General features: G+C 69.1%; 24 protein-coding genes and 1 pseudogene. 14 read left to right on the top strand and 11 right to left on the bottom strand.

Annotated elements, in window-relative coordinates; translation table 11 throughout:
- Positions 1 to 11: 11 nt before the first annotated feature.
- A complete protein-coding gene (locus ABD810_RS17990; RefSeq protein ID WP_344940936.1) occupies positions 12 to 1592 on the bottom strand; it encodes an alkaline phosphatase D family protein in 1581 nt (526 codons plus the stop codon).
- Between the two features lie 62 nt (positions 1593 to 1654).
- Entirely contained in the window at positions 1655 to 2137 is a 483-nt protein-coding gene (locus ABD810_RS17985) for a MarR family winged helix-turn-helix transcriptional regulator (protein WP_344940933.1), read from the bottom strand.
- 236 nt (positions 2138 to 2373) lie between these two features.
- Here ABD810_RS17985 and ABD810_RS17980 point away from each other — a divergent pair, with 236 nt between their 5' ends.
- From ABD810_RS17980 to ABD810_RS17970, 3 genes are all read left to right on the top strand, one after another.
- Positions 2374 to 3468 carry a substrate-binding domain-containing protein gene (locus tag ABD810_RS17980; protein ID WP_344940930.1) on the top strand — a complete coding sequence of 365 codons (1095 nt, stop codon included), beginning with the start codon at positions 2374 to 2376 and terminating at the stop codon, positions 3466 to 3468.
- Positions 3469 to 3593: 125 nt separating this feature from the next.
- Positions 3594 to 5021, top strand: a complete 1428-nt coding sequence (locus ABD810_RS17975; protein WP_344940927.1) for an APC family permease — start codon at positions 3594 to 3596, stop codon at positions 5019 to 5021.
- Positions 5018 to 6028: an acetamidase/formamidase family protein gene (locus ABD810_RS17970; RefSeq protein ID WP_344940924.1), complete on the top strand. Its 1011-nt coding sequence runs from the start codon at positions 5018 to 5020 to the stop codon at positions 6026 to 6028. The genes ABD810_RS17975 and ABD810_RS17970 overlap by 4 nt, the downstream gene beginning before the upstream one ends.
- A gap of 577 nt (positions 6029 to 6605) precedes the next feature.
- Here the strand turns inward: ABD810_RS17970 and ABD810_RS17965 are convergent.
- From ABD810_RS17965 to ABD810_RS17955, 3 genes are all read right to left on the bottom strand, one after another.
- The gene (locus ABD810_RS17965; RefSeq protein WP_344940922.1) at positions 6606 to 7571 is read right to left on the bottom strand and encodes a Gfo/Idh/MocA family protein; all 966 of its coding nucleotides are present in this window, start codon (positions 7569 to 7571) and stop codon (positions 6606 to 6608) included.
- A 234-nt stretch (positions 7572 to 7805) separates the two neighbouring features.
- A complete protein-coding gene (locus ABD810_RS17960; RefSeq protein ID WP_344940919.1) occupies positions 7806 to 8741 on the bottom strand; it encodes an NAD-dependent epimerase/dehydratase family protein in 936 nt (311 codons plus the stop codon).
- A gap of 52 nt (positions 8742 to 8793) precedes the next feature.
- Complete coding sequence (locus ABD810_RS17955) at positions 8794 to 9141, bottom strand: YrdB family protein (protein WP_344940916.1); 348 nt, start codon at positions 9139 to 9141, stop codon at positions 8794 to 8796.
- A gap of 366 nt (positions 9142 to 9507) precedes the next feature.
- Between ABD810_RS17955 and ABD810_RS17950 the strand changes: the two genes are divergently transcribed.
- Positions 9508 to 10248 (top strand): polyprenol monophosphomannose synthase, encoded by a 741-nt coding sequence (locus ABD810_RS17950; RefSeq protein ID WP_344941985.1) that lies wholly within the window; start codon positions 9508 to 9510, stop codon positions 10246 to 10248.
- A 132-nt stretch (positions 10249 to 10380) separates the two neighbouring features.
- Here ABD810_RS17950 and ABD810_RS17945 read toward each other — a convergent pair whose 3' ends face one another.
- The 3 genes from ABD810_RS17945 to ABD810_RS17935 are packed head-to-tail and all read right to left on the bottom strand — an operon-like array spanning position 10381 to position 13640.
- A complete protein-coding gene (locus ABD810_RS17945; RefSeq protein WP_344940913.1) occupies positions 10381 to 11973 on the bottom strand; it encodes an ABC transporter permease in 1593 nt (530 codons plus the stop codon).
- Entirely contained in the window at positions 11970 to 12890 is a 921-nt protein-coding gene (locus tag ABD810_RS17940) for an ABC transporter ATP-binding protein (protein ID WP_344940910.1), read from the bottom strand. Before ABD810_RS17940 ends, ABD810_RS17945 begins: the two co-directional genes overlap by 4 nt.
- 36 nt (positions 12891 to 12926) lie before the next feature.
- The gene (locus ABD810_RS17935) at positions 12927 to 13640 is read right to left on the bottom strand and encodes a TetR/AcrR family transcriptional regulator (RefSeq protein ID WP_344940907.1); all 714 of its coding nucleotides are present in this window, start codon (positions 13638 to 13640) and stop codon (positions 12927 to 12929) included.
- A gap of 124 nt (positions 13641 to 13764) precedes the next feature.
- On the opposite strand from ABD810_RS17935, the gene ABD810_RS17930 reads away from it, so the two are divergent.
- Positions 13765 to 14466 (top strand): TetR/AcrR family transcriptional regulator, encoded by a 702-nt coding sequence (locus ABD810_RS17930; RefSeq protein WP_344940904.1) that lies wholly within the window; start codon positions 13765 to 13767, stop codon positions 14464 to 14466.
- A 72-nt stretch (positions 14467 to 14538) separates the two neighbouring features.
- Here the strand turns inward: ABD810_RS17930 and ABD810_RS41040 are convergent.
- Positions 14539 to 14913 (bottom strand): annotated as a pseudogene (locus tag ABD810_RS41040) (ATP-binding protein); the annotation flags it as partial.
- A 150-nt stretch (positions 14914 to 15063) separates the two neighbouring features.
- Between ABD810_RS41040 and ABD810_RS17925 the strand changes: the two are divergent.
- The 3 genes from ABD810_RS17925 to ABD810_RS17915 all read left to right on the top strand — a co-directional run bounded on the left by ABD810_RS17925 (position 15064) and on the right by ABD810_RS17915 (position 16680).
- Positions 15064 to 15891 (top strand): helix-turn-helix domain-containing protein, encoded by an 828-nt coding sequence (locus ABD810_RS17925; protein ID WP_344940901.1) that lies wholly within the window; start codon positions 15064 to 15066, stop codon positions 15889 to 15891.
- Complete coding sequence (locus tag ABD810_RS17920; RefSeq protein ID WP_344940898.1) at positions 15879 to 16091, top strand: DUF397 domain-containing protein; 213 nt, start codon at positions 15879 to 15881, stop codon at positions 16089 to 16091. The genes ABD810_RS17925 and ABD810_RS17920 overlap by 13 nt, the downstream gene beginning before the upstream one ends.
- Positions 16092 to 16227: 136 nt before the next feature.
- Positions 16228 to 16680, top strand: a complete 453-nt coding sequence (locus tag ABD810_RS17915) for a helix-turn-helix domain-containing protein (RefSeq protein ID WP_344940895.1) — start codon at positions 16228 to 16230, stop codon at positions 16678 to 16680.
- 77 nt (positions 16681 to 16757) lie between these two features.
- Here the strand turns inward: ABD810_RS17915 and ABD810_RS17910 are convergent, their stop codons facing one another.
- Positions 16758 to 17195, bottom strand: a complete 438-nt coding sequence (locus ABD810_RS17910) for a MarR family winged helix-turn-helix transcriptional regulator (protein WP_344940892.1) — start codon at positions 17193 to 17195, stop codon at positions 16758 to 16760.
- 99 nt (positions 17196 to 17294) lie between these two features.
- Here ABD810_RS17910 and ABD810_RS17905 point away from each other — a divergent pair, with 99 nt between their 5' ends.
- The 3 genes from ABD810_RS17905 to ABD810_RS17895 all read left to right on the top strand — a co-directional run bounded on the left by ABD810_RS17905 (position 17295) and on the right by ABD810_RS17895 (position 19262).
- Positions 17295 to 17876 (top strand): TIGR03086 family metal-binding protein, encoded by a 582-nt coding sequence (locus ABD810_RS17905; protein ID WP_344940890.1) that lies wholly within the window; start codon positions 17295 to 17297, stop codon positions 17874 to 17876.
- Between the two features lie 32 nt (positions 17877 to 17908).
- Positions 17909 to 18637 (top strand): class I SAM-dependent methyltransferase, encoded by a 729-nt coding sequence (locus tag ABD810_RS17900; RefSeq protein WP_344940887.1) that lies wholly within the window; start codon positions 17909 to 17911, stop codon positions 18635 to 18637.
- A gap of 211 nt (positions 18638 to 18848) precedes the next feature.
- The gene (locus ABD810_RS17895) at positions 18849 to 19262 is read left to right on the top strand and encodes a VOC family protein (RefSeq protein WP_344940884.1); all 414 of its coding nucleotides are present in this window, start codon (positions 18849 to 18851) and stop codon (positions 19260 to 19262) included.
- 129 nt (positions 19263 to 19391) lie between these two features.
- On the opposite strand, the gene ABD810_RS17890 is transcribed toward ABD810_RS17895, so the two are convergent.
- Positions 19392 to 19802, bottom strand: a complete 411-nt coding sequence (locus tag ABD810_RS17890; protein WP_344940881.1) for a carboxymuconolactone decarboxylase family protein — start codon at positions 19800 to 19802, stop codon at positions 19392 to 19394.
- Between the two features lie 162 nt (positions 19803 to 19964).
- On the opposite strand from ABD810_RS17890, the gene ABD810_RS17885 reads away from it, so the two are divergent.
- The 3 genes from ABD810_RS17885 (at position 19965) to bla (ending at position 22654) form a co-directional block, all read left to right on the top strand.
- Positions 19965 to 20117, top strand: a complete 153-nt coding sequence (locus ABD810_RS17885; protein WP_344941982.1) for a DUF397 domain-containing protein — start codon at positions 19965 to 19967, stop codon at positions 20115 to 20117.
- A gap of 293 nt (positions 20118 to 20410) precedes the next feature.
- A complete protein-coding gene (locus ABD810_RS17880; protein WP_344940878.1) occupies positions 20411 to 21439 on the top strand; it encodes a phosphotransferase family protein in 1029 nt (342 codons plus the stop codon).
- A 168-nt stretch (positions 21440 to 21607) separates the two neighbouring features.
- The gene (gene bla, locus ABD810_RS17875; protein ID WP_344940875.1) at positions 21608 to 22654 is read left to right on the top strand and encodes a class A beta-lactamase; all 1047 of its coding nucleotides are present in this window, start codon (positions 21608 to 21610) and stop codon (positions 22652 to 22654) included.
- Positions 22655 to 22683 lie beyond the last annotated feature (29 nt).

The following is a 22683-nucleotide window of genomic DNA, read 5'->3' as shown; positions in this document are numbered from 1 at the left end:
CGGCTCGCGCCTCAGGGCGTGAGCCGCACCTTGGCGATCTCCTCGAAGGCGGGCCGGGCGGTGTGCCAGCGCAGGACCGCCGACCGGCCCTGGAGGTCGATCGTCGCCATCGCGTTGGGGAACCACGGCCCGTCCGTGATCTTCCACCGCAGGGCGCGGCGAGGTAGCCGGACCGTACGGGTGAGGATGCCGCCGACGATGCTGGCGATCCCGAACGACCCGATCACGTTGGCCAGGCGCAGCGTCCGGCTCAACGGGTTGCGGATCGGCGAGCAGACCGCCTGGTAGATGCGGGCGGAGTCGAGATCCGCGGACGCCGGGCCCGCCGCCGCCAGATACGAGTAGTGCACGTCTCCGGAGAGCAGCACGATCGTGGCCGGAGCGCGTCCGCGGCGGCCCGCGGCGATGTCGACGAGCAGCGCACCCAGTTCCTCGAACGACGTGCGGAACGCCCCCCAGTGTTCGAGGTCGAGTGTCTGGCGGATCTTCTCGCCCCACTTGGCCGCCCTGGGTCCCCAGGCTCCGCCGGCGACGGCCTCGTTCCAGCTCTCCACGTCGAATATGCCGCTCGGGAGGAAGGCCGGAACCGAGGATCCGATCAGAAGATGGTCGAGGCCGCCGGTGGCGACGTCGGTGAACCACTCCCATTCGGCGTCGTCGAGCATGCGGCGGTGGCCGGGGTCCAGCTCCCGCGCGCAGCGGGTGTCGAGCATGACCAGCCGCGTGTTGCCGATGTCCCGTGCGTAGCTCCACCGCGTCGAGGTGGGGTCCTCGTCCGCCTTCTTGGCGAACGCGTCCAGGCGCGCCCCTCCGTCGGTGTCACTTCCGTGGATCTCGGCGAACATGGGGTCGGCCTTGCGCTCGGACGGGGAAAGGTTCCCCAGATGCTGGTAGACCCAGTACGCGCCGAGCGCGGAGGCGATGCGGGCCGGCCACCAGTCGACCTCGGCCATCTGCCGCCGCCAGACCATCGAGGTGTTCCAGTCGTCGCGCACGTCGTGATCGTCGAAGATCATCGCGGACGGCACGGTGGACAGCACCCAGCGGACCACCGGGTCCGTCCAGGCCAGCCGGTACAGCTCGGCGTACTCCTCGAAGTCGACGATCTCGTCAGGACCCTCGTCCCTGCGGGCGTGGATGAAGTCGAGCATCTCCTGCGAGGGCTCGTCGGCGTAGACCTGGTCGCCGAGGAAGAGCAGGAGGCTGGGAAGGTCCTCCCCCTCCATGAGGCGCAGGCCGTACTCCCGCAGCACGTCGACGCCGTGGGTGGCAACGTGCGCGTCGTCGTGCGGGACGGTCGTCCGGCAGGAGCCGAACACGACCCGGTTGAGCTCCTCCAGTGGGCAGATCTGGCTGTCGGGGAACCCCTCCAGCGGCCATACGGGCCGCCCGCCCAACTCAACGGTGTACGCCCCTGTCGCTTCGACGTCGACGATCGCGTAATGGTGGCCGTGGATGGTGAAAGTCCGGTCGGTGGCGCGTGTGCCACCGACCGCGATCGTGACCTCACACGGCTCGGTCGTCTCGACCCATATGGACGCGCTTGTCTCATCGACGTAACGCAACATCGGCCCTACCAGCAAGTCGGGCACGTGATCTCCCCCCTTTTTGAGCAGCGTTATAGACCATATGCGCAAACTCGTATCGGGTGGCGTCAGCCTTCGATGGACTGGACCAGCAGTTCGAGCTCGAGCATGAGCCGTTCGGTGCGAGCCGTACCGTACGCCGCGAGAATGGCGCGATGGTGCTCGGCGAGCCCCGCCTCCAGACGGCTCAGGAGGTCACTGCCCCGATCTGCCAGGAAAACCGCAACCTTGCGGCGATCCGCCGGGTCGTGCCCGCGGTAGACGATGGCACGGTCGACCAGCCGGTCCACCGCCTTGGTCAGCGTGGGGTGGGGCATGAGGGCGGCCTCGGCCAGGTCGCCCATCGAGTGGCCGCGCCCGTCGGCGAGCGCCTGGAGGATGCGCCACTGGTCGACGGAGACCTCCTCGGCGGCGAGCACCGTGGCCAGCCCCCGGTTGACGCTGCGCTCCGCGCGGCTCAGGAGGTAGGCGAGGGAGGACCCGAGCCCGGTCGAGGGCTCCACACGCACGGAGGGCCCCGCCACGCCCTCACCACCGGCTCCGGCGCTCACCGCCGGGGGCTCCGTCCGCGGGAGAGACTCCACGATCCCGCCATCACCACTGGGGACTCCGTCCTCGGGCCAGGGTCCATGATCCCGCCGTCACCACCGAGGGCCGTCCGCGCGCCACACTCCACGATCCCGCCATCACCACTGGGGACTCCGTCCTCGGGCCAGGGTCCATGATCCTGCCGCCACCACCGAGGGCTCCCTTCGTCCGCGAGTCCGCAAGGAGGATACTCTTGCGCGTGACCGATCCCGTCACGGTGGTCATCGACCCCCTCGAAGCTCACCTGCTGAGAGCCGACACGCTCCGCGTCGGCCTGGTGGTGCCCGTTTCCGGCGTGCTCGGCCTCCTCGGGCCGTGTGCCATCAACTGCGCGATGCTGGCCGCCACCGAGATCAACGCCGCCGGCGGGGTGCTCGGCAGGCCGATCGAGCTGGTCCTGGTCGACGGGGGCCGCAGCCCCGGCGACGTGGCCCGCGAGGCCGCCGGTCTGGTGCGCGCCGGCGCCGTCCAGGCGCTCGTCGGCACCCACGCCAGCGACGTGCGCGTCGCGATCGAGCGCATGCTGGGCGGCAGGGTCCCCTTCGTCTACACGCCTCCCTACGAGGGCGGCGCCCGCAATCCCGGGGTCTACTTCCTCGGCGAGCCGGCGTCCCGTCAGGTCGGGCCGGGGCTCGATTGGCTGATCGACCACCGGCGGGCCAAGCGCTGGTTCCTGCTCGGCAACGACTACGTCTGGCCGCGGCTGGTCCACGCCTCGGCGCGCAGGCACCTCAAGGCCCGGTCGGCGACCGTCGTCGGGGAGCGGTTCGTCCCCTCCGGCACCACCTCCATGACTCCGCTGATCGAGCAACTGGCCGCCGTACGGCCCGACGCGGTGCTGCTCAACCTCATCGGCAGCGACCTGGTCGCGTTCAACCGGGCCTTCACGGCGAGCGGGCTCGACTGCGCGCGGCTGTGCGGGGCGCTGGAGGAGCACGGCCTGCTCGCCATCGGCGGCGACACCACCGGCGAGCTCTACGCCGCCATGGGCTACTTCGGCAGCATCGCGACCGACGCCAACCTCAGCCTGGCCGAGCGCTACATCGGGCGGTTCGGACCGGCCGCTCCGCTGCTGAACGGGCACGGGCACGGCTGTTACGAAGGCGTGCTCATGCTGTCCGCCCTGGCCGCGCGCGCGGGCTCGCTCGCCGTACGCGCGATCGAGGCGGTCGCCGACGGCACCATGATCGCCAGTGGCCGTGGCGATCTCACGCTTTCCGGCCGCCACGTGCGGCAACGGGTCTATGTGGGCCGGGCCAACGGGCTCGACTTCGACGTCGTGACCTCCGCGTGACACCTGCTCACGGCCTCCGCGCCCCGGCGTGATATGACTGCCGCGTAAAACTTGCAACTGGAACCTTTCCGTTTTCAAGGATTAGCCCTATCGTACGGCTCTGCCCTCGCGTTAAGGAGCCGTCCATGTCCGCCCCCTCGGATACACCCTCGTCCCCACCGCCACCGGCCACCGGCCCCGGCGTGGAACGCTTCGGCTACAAGCAGGAGCTCCAGCGGTCGCTGACCTTCACCGACCTGCTGATCTACGGCCTGATCTTCATGGTGCCGATCGCGCCGTTCGGCATCTTCGGCGGCGTCTTCCAGGCGTCGGGCGGGATGGTGGCGCTCGCCTACCTCATCGGCATGGTGGCGATGGCGTTCACCGCGCTGTCGTACGCCCAGATGGCGCAGGCCTTCCCGATGGCGGGCTCGGTCTACACCTACGCGGGACGCGGCATCGCGGCGCCCGCCGGCTTCCTCGCCGGATGGGTCATCCTGCTCGACTACGTGCTGGTGCCGGCCCTGCTGTACCTGGTGGCGAGCGCGGCGATGGCGTCGTTCGTCCCGGCCGTGCCGATCTGGGCCTGGCTCATCGGCTTCATCGTGCTCAACACGGTGGTCAACTACCTCGGCATCAAGATGACCGCCCGCATGAACAAGATCATGCTGATCGCCGAGCTGATCGTGCTGGCGATCTTCCTGGTCATCGGGCTCGTCGCCCTGGCTCAGGGGAAGGGACACGGCGACCCGTTCAGCCCGCTGTTCGACTCCTCGACCTTCTCCTGGCCGCTGATCTTCGGGTCCGTGTCGGTGGCGGTGCTGTCCTTCCTCGGATTCGACGGCATCTCGATGCTGGCCGAGGAGAGCCGCGAGGACTCCCGTAAGCTCGGCCGGTCCATGGTCCTCGCCCTCGCCCTGGCGGGTGTGCTCTTCGTCGTGCAGACCTGGGTCGCCGCTCTGCTCGCGCCCAACCGTGAGGTGCTGCTCGCCAAGGGCGACCCGGCGGGCACCGCGTTCTACGACACCGCCGCGTACGCGGGGGGCCACTGGCTCAGCGTGCTCACCGCCGTCGCCACCGCCGTCGCCTGGGGCTTCGCCAACTCGCTGGTCGCCCAGGCGGCCACGTCCCGCCTGCTGTTCGCGATGGCCCGCGACAGGCAGTTGCCGAAGTTCCTCAGCAAGGTCCACCCCAAGCACAAGGTGCCGGTCAACGCCACCTTCCTCGTCGCCGCGGTCTCGCTGGTCCTCGGCGTGTACATGAGCCGCCGCTCCGACGGCATCACCCTGCTCAGCACGCTGGTGAACTTCGGCGCGATGACCGCCTTCCTGGCGCTCCACGTGTCCGTGGTGGTCCACTACTTCGTACGGCAGCGCAGCCGCGACTGGTGGCGGCACCTCATCGCCCCGTCGATCGGCTTCCTCATCCTGCTCTACGTCGTCATCAACGCCAAGGTCGCCGCCCAGGTGCTGGGCTTCGTCTGGCTGGGGATCGGCGTCATCATCCTGATCGGCTCCTACATGATGGGCCGTCGCCCCACACTGTCCGCGATCAACACGGAGGTCTCCGAGTGAACGTCGTCTCCTACCAGCCGGCCGCCGACGAACTGTCCTTCACGTTCGGCGGGCGTCCCGCCGTGGGCAGGATCAAGCCGGGCACGGTTGTGGAGCTGTTCACCGAGGACTGCTTCGGCGGACGGGTACGCGGGTTCTCGGACCTTCCCTCCCAGGTGTGCGAGTTCCCCTACCTGAACCCGGTCACCGGCCCCTTCCACGTCGAGGGGGCCGAGCCCGGCGACACGCTCGCGCTGCACTTCATCTCCATCGAACCGGCGCGCGACTGGGCGGTCTCCACGACGTTCCCGCACTTCGGAGCGCTGACGGGCACCCACACCACCGCGATGCTGCAGCCGCCGCTGGAAGAGGTCGTGTGGCTGTACGAGGTGGACGCCGAGAAGCGGGTCGTGCGCTACCAGGCCCGGCGCGGCGACTTCAGCGTGGAGATGCCGCTCGACCCAATGCACGGCACGGTGGGAGTCGCCCCGGGCGCCTCCGAGGCACGGATGACGATCACACCGGACGCCCACGGCGGCAACATGGACACCCCGGAGCTACGGGCGGGGGTGACGGTCTACCTCGGGGTCAACGTCGAGGGCGCCCTGTTCTCCATCGGTGACGGGCACTGCCGCCAGGGGCACGGCGAGGTCTGCGGCACGGCGGTGGAGGCCGCGATGAACACCGTCGTCGCCGTCGAACTCGTCAAAGGCGTGCTCACCCCCTGGCCGCGCCTGGAGGACGACGCTCACCTCATGTCCACCGGATCGGCCCGCCCGCTGGAGGACGCCTACCGCATCAGCCAGCACGACCTGGTCACCTGGGCCGCCACGCTGACCGGGCTCGACCAGCTGGACGCCTACCAGCTCGTCAGCCAGGGGGCCGAGGCCCCGGTGGGCAACGTGTGCGACACCAACTACACGATGGTCGCCAAGCTCCCGAAGGCCTACCTCGGCGACCCGGAGATCTACGAGTCCGCCCACACCCGCCTCCGCGCCCTGGGCGACCACTACCTCTCCACCCGCTGAGCGTCTACCTCTCCACCCGCTGAGCGTCACGGACACACCTCGAACCCGCTGCGATGTCACGGCGTGGGTGGGCAGCACCCGTGTGCTGCCCACCCACGGTCTTCCGCTTCTACCGGCCTACCGGTCAACAGCGTCACGACACACCTCGAACCCGCTGCGATGTCACGATGCGGGTGGGCAACACCCGGGTGCCCCGATCAAATGGGTGCCGGGAGGGCTTTCATCCCTGACCCCACCACGCCAGCCGCAACGACCACTTCCCTGGGCGCCCTCAAAGCGAATGACACGGCTCAGCTCAGGTCCTATCAACCGAGAGCCAGCCAGACACCAGCGAAGAGACATGCACGGCTGCCACAACGAAATAGAACCCCACCCGGCACCCATTTGATCGGGGCACCCATTTGCCGCCCACCCACGGCGCGCCACTCCTACCGATCCAGCAGCGTTGCGACCAACCACCGGCCGACAGCGTTGTGACCAACCACCGGCCAGCAGCATTGTGACCAACCACCGGCCGACAGCGTTGTGATTACCTACCGACCGGCAGCGTTGTGGGGTGCCGGGCGCCGGTGCCTCGCTAGTGAGTCGCGGCCGTGACGATCTGTTCGCAGATGGCGTGGGTGGGCAGGGCATCCTCCGCCGAGATCAGGCGGCCCTCTCGTACCGAGGCGAGGAACTCGTGGCACAGTTGCTCGATGCCGCGCTGACGGGCGACCGGGATCCAGTCGCCGCGCCGCGTCACCGTCTCCCCGCCTGAGTAGTCGATCACGTCGGCGAGGTTGACGACCCGGCGCGTGTGCCCGCCGCCGATGATCTCGCAGGTCTCCTCGCTCGCCCCGCCGGTCCGGCCCATGATCCCAAGCGCGGTGAACTCCACACTTCTCTCCTCCTGCCCGGAGGCCGGTGGCACATGACGAGACACCCGCCCCACCAGCCCAGTGCCCTCTCCGCTGCCGGAGACCTGCCCGGAAAGGTGGAGGACCACGTGCTCCAGCAGCCCTTCACGGACCCGTACGTCAATCCTCAGGTCCGAGATATCGCCCGGCGCCAGAAACAGCAGTGTGTCGACCACGTGGATGAAGTCCTCGAAGACCGCCCTGCGCGGGTCGTCCGGGTATCGGGCACGGTTCTTCTGCATGATGATCAGATCGCGGGGGAGGTCGCGCAGCGCGACGTACCCGGGGGCGTACCTCCTGTTGAAGCCCACCATGAGCGACCGCCGCAGCTTTCCCGCCAGCCGTACGAGCTTCTCGGCCTCCGCGAGGTTGTCGGCGATCGGCTTGTCCACGTAGACATGCACCCCGGCCCGCAGCAGTGTCTCGACGATCTCCACATGCGCGCCGGTCGCGGCGTGGACGAACGCCGCCTCGGCCTCCGCGTCGATCACCTGCTCCACCGAGGTGAACCTCTCGGCGACACGGTGACTGTCGCCCAGGCGCTCCAGGACCCCGCGGTCACGGGTGCACAGGAGCAGATCGAGTCCCGGCGTGGCCGAGAGCACCGGCAGATACGCCTTCTCCGCGATGTCCCCAAGTCCGATCATCGCCACCCGCATTGTCGCGTTCATGCCGAGAGAGTACGGCTCACGCCCTCGCCCTGTGGAACCTCGACGCCCAAGCCCACCGAGATCCGTCTCCTCGGCACGATGGCGGTCAGTGCGAGGCCAGGACCGCCTCGACCGTCCTCAGCTGGAGGGCGGGGAAGCGGGGAGCGGTGAAGCCGAGTGATAGTCGGCAGCCAAACACCGGCCCACGCCGACGGCGTGCCCGGCACAGCGCTAGACGGACCTGGCACGGCACCAGGCGATGGACTGCTTCAGCGCGTCGTCCATGGGGGTCGGGGCGACGCCGAAGGTCGTCTCGAAGGCCGAGGAGTCGAGGACGAACGGCCGGACCATCTGGTAGCGGGTCTCCTCCATCTCGCGCAGCAGCGGTGAGACGAGCCCGGCCGCACGCATGACCAGGTGCGGGACGCTCCTGATCCGGGGCGTGGGAGCACCGGCGAGTACGGCGATCCGCCCGGCCACCTGCCGGATCGACTCGGCGGGGTTCGTGGGCACGTGCCAGGCACGTCCCCAGGCCCGCTCGTCGCCGGCGACCGTCATGAGAGCCCGTGCGACGTCGGGGAGGTAGGTGACGCTGTGCGGCTGGTCCGGGTCCGCTGGGACCCATACCGTCTTACCCGCGAGAACCGGCGCCGTGAGGCGGTCACCGAAGAAGGACTGGTCGGACATCCCCGGGCCGAAGTAGTCGGAGGCGCGGACCTCGGTGATCCGCACCCGTCCCGCCTGGTGGGCGGCGAGCGCGTCGGCCCACATCTTCGCCCTGACCCGGCCCTTCGTGCCGGACGCGGCCAGAGGCAGGTCCTCGGTCATCGGGCGGTCGACCGGGCCGTATCCATACAGATTGCCCAGCGTGACGAGCACCGCCCCGCTCTCCTGCGCCGCTGCGAGCAGTGCCGTGGCGATCGGCGGCCAGTCCTGCGCCCAGCGGTGGTACTGCGGGTTCACGCAGTTGTAGAGCGCGTCCGCGCCCCTGGCCAGGCCGGTGAGCCGGTTACCGTCCCCCGCGTCCGCGGCCGTCCGCGTGACGCCTGGAACGGCCGGTCCCGACCCCGATCGGGTGACGACGACGACCTCGTGGCCCTCTGCCGCGAGCGACTCGGCGAGTTGCGAGCCGACCTGTCCGGCGCCGACGACGACGTGCTTGCCCATGGTCTCGATCTCCTTGTAGAAGTGGTGGGTTCTCAGGCTTGGTTGGTCGTGCTCAGACCTGGTTCCAGGCGATCCGCAGGACCGCGTTCACGACGAAGAGCACGGCGAACACCACGGAGGTGGTGACGAGGCCGGCCGCTGCCGCCGCGGCGATCCCAGAGCCGAACCAGACGATCTCCAGGGCGGCGCGGGCCAGGCCGTGCAGCGGGATGGCGGCCTTGGGAGAGCCGAAGACCCCCCAGACCACCGCGAACAGCACCGGGCCGCCGATGCCCAGCAGGAGTTTGATCGCCCAGTTGGGGCTGAGGGTGAACCCCCAGTACCCCACCGCCAGGTAGACGCCCAGTTCGAGGATGAACATCAGGGCCGCGTTGGCGCCTTTGGCCAGGGTCGACATCATGTGCTCCCGCTGTGACTATTACATCGCTCCGCTTCGAGAGCAATGCTCTCTCAATAGAGCGGGTGCAGTCAAGAGCGCTGCTCTCGCTTTATTGCGGCGCTCTGTGCCAGCCCATGCCCCGGTGCTCGCGTGTTCACCCGTCCGCCCCGGCTTCGCCAGGTAGGCTCCATCCGGTACCGGCTGGTCTCCGCACCACAAAGCGCCGCGACGGGGACCACCGTGGACGCACGCCCGTGACAGGAACCGGACCTGATGATCCAACGCGACTCGCGAGCCATATCGGTGGGCGACACCCCGGCGGGTGAGCGCGCCGCGAGAGCCGTGCGCCTGCCCGAGCCCTGGGCCTCGGCGGCCATCACCGTGGTGATGCCCACCTACAACGAGAGCGACAACCTGCCCACCATCCTGGGCGCCCTGTTCGCCCTGCCCCTGCCGGCCCTGCGCGTGCTCGTCGTGGACGACAACTCCCCCGATGGCACCGGGGACCTCGCCGAACAACTCGCGCGAGACGAGTACGGGCCTGATCGCCTGTCCGTCCTGCACCGTCCGGGGAAGCAGGGCCTCGGCCGCGCCTACGTCGACGGCATCGGCCACGCGCTCGACCAGGGCGCCGACTACGTGGTCCAGATGGACGCCGACCTCTCCCACCCGCCGGAAGCCGTCCCGCAGATGCTGGGCACGCTGCTGTCCACCGAAGCGGACGTCGTCATCGGTAGCCGCTACGCCACAGGCGGCGAGCTCGCCGAGAACTGGTCGCTGCACCGCAAGGCCCTGTCGGCCTGGGCGAACTTCTACGTGCGCGTGCTGCTCCGAATGCGCATCCGCGACGTGACCGCCGGCTTCAAGATCTGGCGTCGCCAGACCCTGCGCTCGATCGACGTCGCCGGCATCACCAGCAACGGATACGCCTTCCAGGTCGAGATGAACTACCGCACCGTCCGCTGTGGCCTGAAGATCGTCGAAGTTCCGATCCGTTTCGAGGAACGCCGCGACGGCCACAGCAAGATGAACCTCGGTGTCCAGGTCGAATCCGCGCTCATGCCGTTCAAACTCCGGCGCCACCTACCGCGCCTCGGCACCGGACGCCCTCCCACGTCGAACCGGTGACGCCCACGAGACCAACGCCACCGCCCGCCGGCTCTACGACCAGGTGGCGGTGGACCGCGGTTTCATCATCTACCGGATCAGCCTGTAGGTCGTACCCGGTGCCGGCCGCGAGGTGGGCACCGGGTACGCAGGTCACATGACGGGGATGTCGCGTCGCCGCAGACCGGCCAGCCCGGCGGCTGCGAGTGCCAGGGCGATCGCGGCGAGCCAGAGCAGAGGTGCGGCCGACACCGCGACGGCCGGGGCCTTGGGGATGTGGGTGAACGGTGAGACGTCCATGATCGTCTGGCTGAGCCGCAGGACGGCACCGACCAGGCCGAGGAGCAGGCAGACCGCCAGCGCACCCCAGGCCGCGGGAGCCAGGCGGGGCAGCAGGCCGGACAGGGCGATCGCGATCGCCGCCAGCACCCAGACCGCAGGCAGTTGCACGAGCGCGCCGGCCAGCACGCGGGGCACCTCCCGGCCTACGTCACCGGTGTTGAGCCCGTGAGCGAGCCCCGCGGCCAGTCCTGCGGCGGCCAGTCCTGCGGCCGGGCCGGCGATCGAGAAGGCGATGTGGCTGCCCGCCCACCGCAGCCGGCCGACCGAGGTGGCCAGCACGGGCTCGGCGCGCAGCGCGCTCTCCTCGGACCGCAGCCTGAGGGTCGCCTGGATCGCGTACGCCGCGGCGAACAGCCCGAGAAGGCCGAGGACTGCGGCGAGGTAGGCGTCGATGATCCCTCCCGTGCCTCCCATCCGAGCGAAGATGTCCTGCATCTGGTTGCCACGCGCCAGATCGCCGATGTTCTTCGCCAGACCGCCGAGCACGAGACCGAGCGCCGCGAACCCGGCGACCCAGCCGGCCAGCAGGCCCCGGTGCAGCCGCCAGGCCAGGGCCAGCGGGCTGCGCAGGCCCGGTGCCGCCGTGGCGGGGCCGAGGCGGGCCGGCAGCAGGCCCGCGCCGACGTCGCGTCGTGCCGACAGCGCGACGGCCGCCATGGTCAGGACGGCGGTGAGGCTCGCGGCGAGCGCGAGCAGCCACCAGCGGTTGTCGCCGTAGGGATGGATCCGCACCACCCACGCGATCGGCGACACCCATGACAGGACACCGTCGCCGTCCCCGCTGAGATCGCCGGCGACCCGCAGCACGTAAGCCGTGCCGAGGATGCTGACGGCGATCCCCCGGGCGCTGCCTGCGCCCTCGGTGAGCTGCGCGGTGAGGCCGCCGACCGCGGCGAACATCCATCCGGCGGCGGCGCATTCCGCGCCCATGGCGAACGAGCCGGCAGCGGGCAGGCCCTGGCCGATCAACGCCAACCCCATGAGGAGCGCCAGGAGGAGGTTGACGCCGAACGTCGTGACCAGCGCCGCGGCCAGGCCGGCGTGCCGGCCGACCACGGTCGAGCCGAGCAGCTCACGACGTCCGGCCTCTTCCTCGGTGCGGGTGTGGCGGATGACCATCAGAAGGCTGAACAGCCCCACCATCACCGGGATGAAACCCGCCCGCCACGCGACCAGCTCACCGAGGCTCGACCCGAACGGCGGACCGTAGAGCGCGACGAACCCTCCGTTGTTCGCGCTGGCGTCGGCGTACTGCTGACGTCCCGCGGCCGTGGGGTAGATCTCGTTGATGGAGGCGACGTAGCTGACCGGGACGACGCTGATGATCGGGATCCACAGCATGAGCAGCCGGTCTCGGCGCAGGATCAGGCGGACCAGCTTGCCCGCGCCCGTCAGGGTGGTCATCGCGACACCCCGGCGTGCTGTTCACCGTTCGCCTGGGTGCGGTCGTAGTGCCGCAGGAACAGCTCTTCCAGGGTGGGCGGCTGGCTGGTGAGGCTGCGCACGCCCACGGCGGTGAGGTGGCGCAGCGCCGCGTCGAGCCCTTCGGCGTCGACGTCGAAGCGCACGCGGTTGTCCTGCGTCCGCAGGCCGTGCACGCCAGGCAGGGCGGCGAGCCCGTCCGGCGGTCCGGCCAGGTCGGCCTCGATGGAGGTGCGCGTGAGGTGGCGCAGCTCGTTGAGGGTGCCGGTCTCGACCGTGCGACCCTCGCGGATGATGGTGACCCGGTCGCACAGCGCTTCGACCTCGGCGAGGATGTGGCTGGACAGCAGCACGGTGCGGCCGTTGCTGCGCTCCTGCCCGATGACGTCGCGGAACACCTCCTCCATCAGCGGGTCCAGGCCCGAGGTGGGCTCGTCGAGCACGAGCAGTTCCACGTCGGAGGCGAGGGCGGCCACCAGGGCGACCTTCTGCCGGTTGCCCTTGGAGTAGGCGCGGCCCTTCTTGCGGGGGTCCAGGTCGAACCGCTCCAGCAACTCGGCGCGGCGCCGCTTGTCCAGCCCGCCGCGCAGCCGTCCGAGCAGGTCGATCACCTCGCCGCCGGACAGGTTCGGCCACAGTGTGACGTCACCGGGCACATACGCCAGGCGCCGGTGCAACGCGGTGGCGTCGCGCCAGGGGTCGCCGCCGAGCAGCCGGGCCGTTCCGGCGTCGGGGCGCAGCAGCCCGAGCAGGACGCGGATGGTGGTGCTCTTGCCCGCGCCGTTGGGGCCGAGGAAGCCGTGCACCTCACCGGTGCGCACGGACAGGTCCAGCCCGTCCAGGGCGCGGGTCCGCCCGAACGTCTTGACCAGTCCGTCGGCGTTGATCGCCTCGGTCATGACCGTGCTCCTTCAGCCGCGGAGCGCGGGTCCGCGTCAGTGCGGATCGCGTCGGTCATCGTCTGCTCCTTCACCCGCGGAGCCCGGCTCCGCGGCGGTTGGGGGTTGTTGGTCTCCTAGTTGGCCGAGCACCGCCTGCGCTTGGGCGGCCAGCTCAGGGGAGAGCAGGGCGTGCGAGTAGAAGTCGACCATCGCCCTGATCATCCGCAGGCTGCCTTCGGGGGTGAAGACGTCGGCGCCCAGGGCGCGGGAGACGTGGTCGTGCATCATCAGCAGGCCCGCCTGCATCGCGACGAGCACCGCGGCATAGGCCCGCGGATCGCTGGTGTCTACCTGACCGTGAGCGGTCAGCCACTCCTCGCCGAGGTCGACCATGTGGTCGAACGTCGTCTCGGCCGCCGGCGAGCCGTCGACCATCGCGCGCGCGAAGTAGCGGTAGCCCAGCAGCACCGTCGGGTGGACGCTCATGAACAGCCCAGCGTCACCCATCCCGCCCCGGAGTACCGCGTCTTCCTTGATTCGCATCATCCGGTCGAGCATGTGGGTGTCGCAGGCTTCTCGAAGGCCTTCCTTCGATCCGAAGTGGTGCCGGATCAGCCCTGCTGACACACCCGCCTCCTTGGCGATGTCCCGGATCGTCGCTCCCTCGATGCCCCGTTCGGCGAAGAGGCGCAGCGCGACGTCTCTGATCCGGGCTCGAGCCGTCAGGTCCTCGAACGCCGGGTCGCCGACCGGTGGGGTCACAGTCACCTCTGTTTCCTATACGTTTGAATCGCCTACTATTCATGATGGCAGCAATCTATACGCTTGTATAGTCCCCGCGTTTTGGAGCAGTGCTCTCGCTTCAAGTCGGTGCTCTGGTATGGTCGGGAGGATGAACGCCAGCCGTACCGCCCGCGAACGTGTCCGCGCCGAGCTGATCAGGGAGATCAAGGACGTGGCCCGGCGTCAGCTCGCCGTCGAGGGAGCCGCGGGGCTTTCGCTGCGTGCCGTGGCACGGGAGCTCGGCATGGTGTCGTCGGCGATCTACCGCTACTTCCCGAGCCGCGACGAGCTGCTCACCGCGCTCATCATCGAGGCGTTCGACGCGGTGGGCGCCGCCGTGGAGGAGGCCGACGCGGCGTGTCCGCGTGATCGGCACCTCGATCGGTGGATGGCCACCTGCCGGGCCATCCGCGCCTGGGCACTGGCCCATCCCCACGAATACGCGCTGATCCACGGCACACCGGTGCCCGGCTACGTCGCACCCCAGGACACGGCGGTGGCGGCGGCCCGCGACGGCATCGTCATGGCCGGCATACTGCGCGACGCGCTGGAAGCCGGCGCGCTGTCACCCCTGCCCGGCCTGCCCTCCGCGCCGCCCTCGTTCGCCGCCGACGCCGAACGGCTACGCCAGGCCCTGTTCGCGCGACTGTCCGACGACGTCATCCTGCTGGCCCTGGAGGCCTGGACGCTCATCTACGGCACGGTGAGCTTCGAACTGTTCGGCATGTACAAGAACGTCATCGAGGAGGACCGCGCCGCCGCCTTCGACCACGTCGCCCTCACCCAGGCCCACATCCTCGGCCTCGCATAGCCGTGTGGGGCGATCGCCAGGCTCGGTCTCATCACGGGGCTGGAATCGGATGGCGCACCAGACCGTTCGCCCAAGCCCGGCGCCACGATCCCGGGCGCCCCATTCCTCAGAGAGTTCGCGGACGATCAGCAGGCCACGGCCGTTCTCGAGAACGGGATCTCTCCGGACTTGGGGCGCCGACACCGGCGAACCCGGGTCATTCACCTCTATGAACAGGGCGCCATCGAACTCCGCCAGGGTGAGGCCGATGAAATCATCCCTACCGCAGCCGGAATGCCTGATCGCGTTCGTCACCAACTCCGAGGTGGCCAGAACGACATCGTCAATGGCCGGATGGTCGCATCCCAGCCATTGACACACCTGGTAACGCGCGCATGGCACCGATTCGCCGACTGCTGGCAGGGTCGCACTGCCGAGAACCTTGGGCTCCCCATTCACTGACTCCATCGTTTCACCCGTTCGAAGAATTTCGATCCCGAGGACTCCCGACAGTGCCAGAAACGACTACCCTTTGTAGCTGATCGACTTCAACCAGTCATTAACGCTTTAGCTGAAACCCTCGGTGAAACGCTGAGGAAGGACCCCCGGAGTCCCCCCATGCCGAAGGAAAGCGAGCTCAGCCCCTCCGAATCCCCAACCGCCCTGTTCGGCTTCGAGCTGCGACGACACCGCAAAGAGCGCGGATGGTCGCAGACCCGCCTCGCCCGAGCGATCCCCTACTCGGTCGGCACGATCAGCATGATCGAGACGGCGCGGCGCTCCCCGTCCGAGGAGTTCGCCCGCCACTGCGACGAGGCACTGCACGCCGAAGGCGCCCTCATGCGCCTATGGCCCATGGTCGGCCGCCCGACCGCACCCCCATGGTTCCGCCCCTGGCTCGACATCGAGGCCACAGCGGAGGCCCTCCGCTTCTGGTCACCCTTGGTCGTTCCCGGTTTGCTGCAGAACGAGGATTACGCGCGGGCGATCCTCAGCGGCGACGTGGGAGTCACGGCAGAACAGGTGGAGGAACAGGTGAACGCCCGCATGGAGCGTCAAGTCATCCTCACCCGCCCGAAGCCCCCCATTCTCTGGGTCGTCATCGACGAAGGCGTACTACGCCGCCCCGTAGGAAGTCACACCGTAATGGCGAGCCAACTGGAGCGCATTCTGCGAGCCGCTGAGGAGCCGAACATCAGAATCCAAATCTTGCCCTATGACGCCTACTCGACCGCCGGACTGGCGGGAGCCTTCGTCATCGCACAGGGCGATGGGGCCTCCGATACCGCCTATGTGGAATCGGCTGGAATTCTCGGTAGGGTGACCGAGCGGTCAGAGGACCTCAAAACCCTAACATTCAGGTACGAAGGGATTCGTGCCGAAGCGCTCTCCCGGCGCGAGTCGCTAGACCTGATCAAGGACAGGATGCAGCGATGGACGAGATGACCCTGCGGTTCGAAGCGGTCGAGTGGCGTAAGTCCTCCCGGTCAGGGCCCGACGGCGGTGAATGCGTCGAAGTCGCGTGTCTCTCCGGGCGCCGTCGGGCGGTGCGTGACAGCAAGAACCCCCTCGGCCCGGTCCTGATGTGCGAGGGGCCGGCTTGGGAGGCGTTCGTCGGCGGATTGAAAGACGGCGCCATCTCCTGACGGGAGTTTCCGGGTCGTGCGACGAGGACGACTCAGGCGCCCGGCCCGGTACGCCATTCGTGGTCGAGGATCGCCATCTCGATGGATGACCACCAGGTGCCGCCGGCCGTGGCGACTTCGCGCAGGGTCCCGTTTCGTGGAGATCGGGGACCTGTACGGCCCGGCCGGCGCGACCTTGGTCGAGGACGTCCTGGCCGAGCCCGATACCCAGGCCGCCATCGCGCTCATCGAGACCTTCCTGCCGAGCCTGGGGCCGGTACGCGATCCACTGGCGGAGGAGGTCGCGGCGCTGGTGGGCCTGGTGGAGAGCGATGTGTCCATGACCAGAGTCGACGAGCTGGCCGCCAGGTCGGGACGGTCGGTGCGCTCGCTCCAGCGACTGTTCCGCGACCATGTCGGCATCGGCCCCAAGTGGGTGATCCTGCGCTTCCGCTTACACGAGGCCGCCGAGCGGATCCACGACGGCCTCGACCTCGCCACGCTGGCCACGGAACTCGGCTACACCGACCAGGCGCACCTGACCCGCGACTTCACCGCCGCAGTCGGCATGCCACCCGCCGCCTACGCCCGGCTCAAGCACCGGCCCTGACTTCATCCGTCATACGCGGGTGCCGAACCCCACTGGTGCTTGAAGAGACGCGAGGCGGGGCTGGGCAGGGAATCGGGTCAGGGACCGGTGATCTCGTCGCGTGGCAAGGCGGCGAGGGCGCGGAGGGCGCGGAGGAAGGCGTCGCGGTCCTGCTCGGAGAGGCGGGCCAAGAGGCGTTCCTCGTTGCGCTGGATGGCGGCCTGTGCGGCGTCGCGCACGCGGCGGCCCTCGGGGGTCACCGACAGCAGGCGGGCGCGCCGGTCGCCGGGATCGGGGGTGCGCTCGATGAGCCCTTCACGCTGAAGGCGGTCCAGCACGCCGATGATGCGGGTCTTGTCGGCGCCGATGGACTCGGCGAGCGCGGCCTGGGTGCGCAACGGCCGCTCACCGAGGGCCAGCAGGACGGAGTACTCCCACATGGACAGGCCGTGCTCGCGCAGGACGGGCAGCTCGGCATCGATCAGCGCGCGGGTCAGCGGGCTCATCATCGCGGCCAGGTCTGGGCGGTCGGGCACGCCAGCACTATACGGGTTGACAGATGATAAGCATATGTAGATGGTAAGCGCTCATAGACGATCTATTCACGCTTACCAGTTAACGACAGGAGTGCCGTCATGGACATACGAGAACTCGATCGGCGCGCGGTGCGCGCCAGCATCGACGTGGTGGCCGCGGTGACCCCCGCAGACCTGCGCCGCCCGACTCCGTGCGCCGGTTGGGCGCTGTCCGACCTGCTCGCCCACATGACCGCCCAGCACCACGGCTTCGCCGCCGCGGCGGAGGGTAACGGCGACGACCTGACGGCCTGGAAGGTCCACCCCGCCGGTGACGACGCCGTCCCCCGCTACGCCGAAGCGGCCGAGCGGGTGATCGCGGCCTTCGCCGGCGAGGACGTGCCGGGAAGCGCGTTCTCCTTGCCCGAAGTCGTCCCGGGCGCGCGTTTCCCCGCGGAAATGGCCATGTCCTTCCACTTCATCGACTACGTGGTGCACGCCTGGGACGTCGCCCGTACCCTCGGCGTGCCGTTCACCCCCGAGCCGGACCTGGTGGAGGCCGCCTGGCCCATCGCCCTGGCCGTCCCCAACGGCGAGGAACGCCTCGCCCCGGGCGCCGCGTTCGCCCCCGCCCTACCCGTGCCGGCGGACGCGTCCCGCTTCGGCCAGATCCTCGCCATCCTCGGCCGCACGTCAGACTGAACCTCCGGAGCAATCGCAGACGCGGATTGTCGGTGGCGGCTGCGAGGATCGTGGCCATGACGGAACTCACGTCCGCGATCACCGACTACTGGGATGCCGCCGCTCGCGCCTTCGATGACGAACCCGACCACGGCTTGCGCGCCGAGCACACACGTGCCGCCTGGGATCGCCTGCTGCGAGCGTGGGCACCCGCAGCTCCGGCCGACATCCTGGACCTCGGTTGCGGCACCGGCTCGCTGTCCGAGCTGCTGGCCGCGGCCGGGCATCGGGTGACCGGCGTGGATCTGGCACCGCGGATGATCGAGCAGGCCCGCGCCAAGCTCGCGGACGCCGGGCTCGCCGGGCATTTCCTGGTCGGCGACGCCGCCGCCCCGCCCACCGGCGGCGAACGGTTCGACATGCTGCTGTGCCGGCATCTGGCATGGACCCTGCCCGATCCACATGCGGCGCTGCGCGAGTGGGTCGCCCGGCTTCGCCCGAACGGCCGGTTGGTGCTGGTCGAAGGTCGTTGGGGTGAGCCTGGACAGGCCGCACCGCCCTATGTGGCGGGAGCCGAAACGCTGCCGTGGAGCGGCGGCGTCAGTGCCGCCGACCTGGCCTCCGCGGTGCGGCCGCTCGTTACCGGCCTGCACATCGAACCGCTCAGCGACGATCCCCACCTGTGGGGCGGCCCGGTGAGCGACGAACGCTATGCGCTCATCGCCCATACTCAACGAGCTGATCAGTGCGTGCCGACGAGCCGAGACATTGATCACCGATGAGACACGTTCATCCGACAGCACGCGCGAAGGCGTCCGAAACCGTCCCCGCTTCCGAACCCCCACACCGGAGACGGGGTGACAGCCGATCGCCCGGGCCTCGGGTGGCAGTAGCGGATCCGGGCCGGAGAGGCATCGGTCGGGGGTACGGTCGAATGTCGGTGTTGGCCCGACCTGCGAGAATCATTCCTCGGTCACGATCTAGGAGCGTACTGTGACGTCACATCTCAACCCGTACATCAGCTTCACCGGCGAAGCACGGGAGGCCATGGAGTTCTACAAGAGCGTCTTCGGCGGCACCCTGACGCTGAACCCCTTCGGCGAGCTGGCCGCGCAGCACGGCGGCGACGCCGACCAGATCATGCACGCCACGCTGAAGACCGACAGCGGATTCACGCTCATGGCCTCCGACACCCCGCCCGGGATGCCGCACAACCCTGGCGACAACATCTCGATCAGCCTCAGCGGGGACGACGCCGATGACCTGCGCGCCTACTGGAAGGCGCTGAGCGCCGACGGCACCGTGACCGTTCCCCTCGAAAAGCAGGTGTGGGGCGACGAGTTCGGAGCGTGCGTAGACCGGTTCGGCATCTCGTGGATGGTCGACATCGTCGCACCGCAGGCCTGATACTCCGGCCACGGACGTCCTCTGCGGGAGCCGTCTTCCCCGGCGCCGGCCAAGGCTCTCGGCAGTGATCCGGCAAGCCCCGTGGCCTCTCGCCGCCCGCTTCGCGACCGCTGATCAGGACAGCCGCCCCTAAGCTCCGACGATCTCTCTCGCGAGGCAGGGCGGCGAAGGTGCCTGAGACGCGGAGGAACGCCTCGTGGTCCTCCTCGGGGAGGCGGGCCAGGAGGCGTTCAAGGCGGTCAGGCGAAGACGGTGCCCGATTTCGGTGAACAGGGCGTTGAGGACGCGGAGGGCTCGCCATGTCTTGGTCATGCCGAATTGGGCGGAGAACAGCACGACGGCGCGCACCTCCTCGGGCGTGGCTCCGGCGGCGATGGCACGGGTCACGTGGACGCGGAAGCTCTCCTCCAGGGTCTGGAAGAGCACGTCCACGGTCATCGTGGCGAACGCGCGCTCGCGCCAGCTGAGCCGCCGCATGCCGGCGCGCATGCGCGATTGCAGTTCCATGTACTCGGCGAACGGGACGTCGAGGTTGCGCACCGCCTGCCGGATACGTCGAGTCCGCCGGAATTCTGGGGCGCGTGACCGAGCGCCCGGAAGATGTCAGGACCCTAACTTTAGGTATGAAGGGATTCGTGCCGATGCGCTCTCACAGCGTGAGTCTCTGAACCTGATCAAGGACAGGATGCCGCAGTGGACGAAATGACCCGGGAACTGCAAGACACGACGTGGCACAAGTCCTCCCGCTCAGGACCTGGTGGCGGTAACTGTGTTGAAGTCGCGCTGCTCTCCGGCGGCCATCGAGGTGTACGCGACAGCAAGGATCCGGCCGGCCCGATCCTGGTGTTCGCCTGATCCGGATGGGACACTTTCGTACGCAGCGTGAAAGACGGCACCATCGCCTGACAAGCTCCTACGGAGGTCCTCCCGATCACCCACCGTACGACGGCGCCGGCCTCGCCGTACCCCTTCCCGCCGCCCCGGCGCCGGGACGAGCGGACCAGCGAGACGGGGATGAGCGGACCTGCGAGACAGGAAGGCGTACTTGCGAGCAGATCACACCACCGCCCGGCGAGATCGCCGGGAACGCGACTGAGCCGCTGAGAACGACCGATCAGAGCAGGCCGCCGGGCGAAAGGGACATGTGCATGCAGCTGAGTGCCGTCTTGGGGGATGAGCTGCGGGAGCGGCTGGGCTCCCCCACTCGGGTCGAGCCGATCGACAGCAGCCCTCGGTCGCGGGTCTGGCGTGCCGAGCTGGGCGGGACCAGCGTGGTGATCAAACAGGTGGTCGAGGGGTCGGACGCTTCGCACCGGTTCGACCGTGAGATCACCGCCCTACGTATCGCCTCACGGGCCAACCCACCCCTCGTGCCCGCGATCCTGGGCACCGATCCCGGCCAGCGTGTCATGGTGCTGGAGTACGTGAACAACCACGGCCCGGCGGAAGACTGGGTCATCGGCTACGGCGCGGCGCTGGCCCGGCTGCACGCGACCGCGACGCCGGACGACGCCGGGTCGCTGCCGCCATGGTCGCCTCCCACCCTCGATGACGTCAGCTCGTTCCTCGCCTTGGCGGCCGAGTTCGGCCTCTCCGCCTCCGCCGCCGTGTCCGCCGAGCTCGGCGCCCTGCTCGACCGGCTCCAGCGGATGACAGGGCACTCGTTGCTGCACGGGGACCCCTGTCCCGGCAACGACCTGCACACCAGCAGCGGACTCCGTTTCGTCGACTTCGAACAGGCCGTGCTGGGCAACGGGATCATCGAGCTGGCCTACTTACGCATCGCGTTTCCCACCTGCTGGTGCGCCACCGCGCTTCCCGAGCCGTTGCTGCGGCGGGCCGAAGAGGCGTATCGCACGGCCTGGCGGGATGCCACCGGCGCCGAGCTCCAAGGTGATCTGGTCGACGCGTGCGCCGGCTGGTTGATACGCGGTGACGCCCTCGCCGAGAAAGCCCATCGAACAGGCGTCGACCACCTCGCCCGGATCCCTCACGAGGACTGGCGCTGGGGCATCGCGACGGCGCGGCAACGACTGCTCCACCGCCTTGGCATCGTCTCGGAGATCACTCGCGATCATGACCGGCTCGCGGAACTGGGGGAATTCTGCGCGGCGATGCGCAGCCGCATCCTCGCCCGCTGGCCCTCCCTCGAGCCGCTCCCGTCACGCCGCCCGTAGACGCCCCGATGGTCACACCGAGCCTTTGGGACGATCACCGCAAAAGGCCCAACTAGCTGGGATCATATCGATTTCAATATCGATTCCGCCATGATATCGATATTGGACATCGGCTGACCCTGCCTGATTTGCTCGCCCTTTCTGTTGATCGAACAGTAAGGATGAGGAATGCGACACCTCCGTACCCGCAGTCTCGGGGCCACGTCGAAGGCGACCGCGCTGGCGCTCGCCGTCCTGGCCGGCGGTACCGCTTACGGTGTGACCGCCGCCTCGGCCACCACGGGCACGACCACGCCGTCCACGGTTACCTCGGCCGCCACGCAGAGCGGGCAGGTTGGTCTCGGTGAGCTGCGCACCACGCAGAGCGGGCAGGCCGGTCTTGGTGCTCTGCGTGCCCCCTCCGGCGAGGCCGAGGCGCGGCGGCGGCTGCGCGCGCTGGAGGCGACCTTCAAGGGACGCATCGGCGCGTACGCCATCGACACGGCCACCGGGAAGACGATCGGCTACCGGGCGAACGAGCGTTTCCCGCTGCTGTCCACTTTCAAGGCGATGGCGTGCGCCGCGGTGCAGCACAAGGCCCGCGCGTCCGACCCGGGGCTGATGGACCGGGTCGTCCGCTGGACGCAGGCCGAGGTGAAGGAGAACTCACCGGTCACCGAGAAGCACGTGGAGGACGGGCTGACCGTCGCCCAGCTGTGCGAGGCGGCCATCACCCGCAGCGACAACACCGCGGGCAACATGGTGCTGAAGCAGATCGGCGGGCCGAAGGGGATGACCCGGTACTTCCGGACCCTCAAGGACCCGATCTCCCGCCTGGACCGCTGGGAGACCGAGCTGAACGACTGGAGCCCGAAGGAGAAGCGGGACACCACCACGCCCGCGTGGATGGCCCGCGACCTGCGGAAGGTCACGCTCGGGAACGCCCTCACGGCACAGGACAGAGTACGGCTGGAGGGCTGGCTGCGCGCGAACCAGACCGGCGGCGAGCGCATCCGCGCCGGACTGCCCAAGAGCTGGATCATCGGCGACAAGACCGGGAGCAGCGGCTCTTACGGCGCGGCCAACGACATCGCCGTCATCCGGACCTCCCCGACGGCCGCACCACTGGTCATGACGATCTACACCAACCACAAGGCCGCCGACGCCCCCTACGACAGCAAGATCGTCGCCGACACCGCCACCATCCTGGCCCACGCCCTCGGCAAACTCCCCTAACCGAACCCCGAAACCCTGGCGGCTCGGAG

Origin of the sequence: Sphaerisporangium flaviroseum (assembly GCF_039537005.1) — a bacterium.
GTDB lineage: Bacteria > Actinomycetota > Actinomycetes > Streptosporangiales > Streptosporangiaceae > Sphaerisporangium > Sphaerisporangium flaviroseum.
This window is presented reverse-complemented; position numbering and strand designations above follow the sequence as displayed.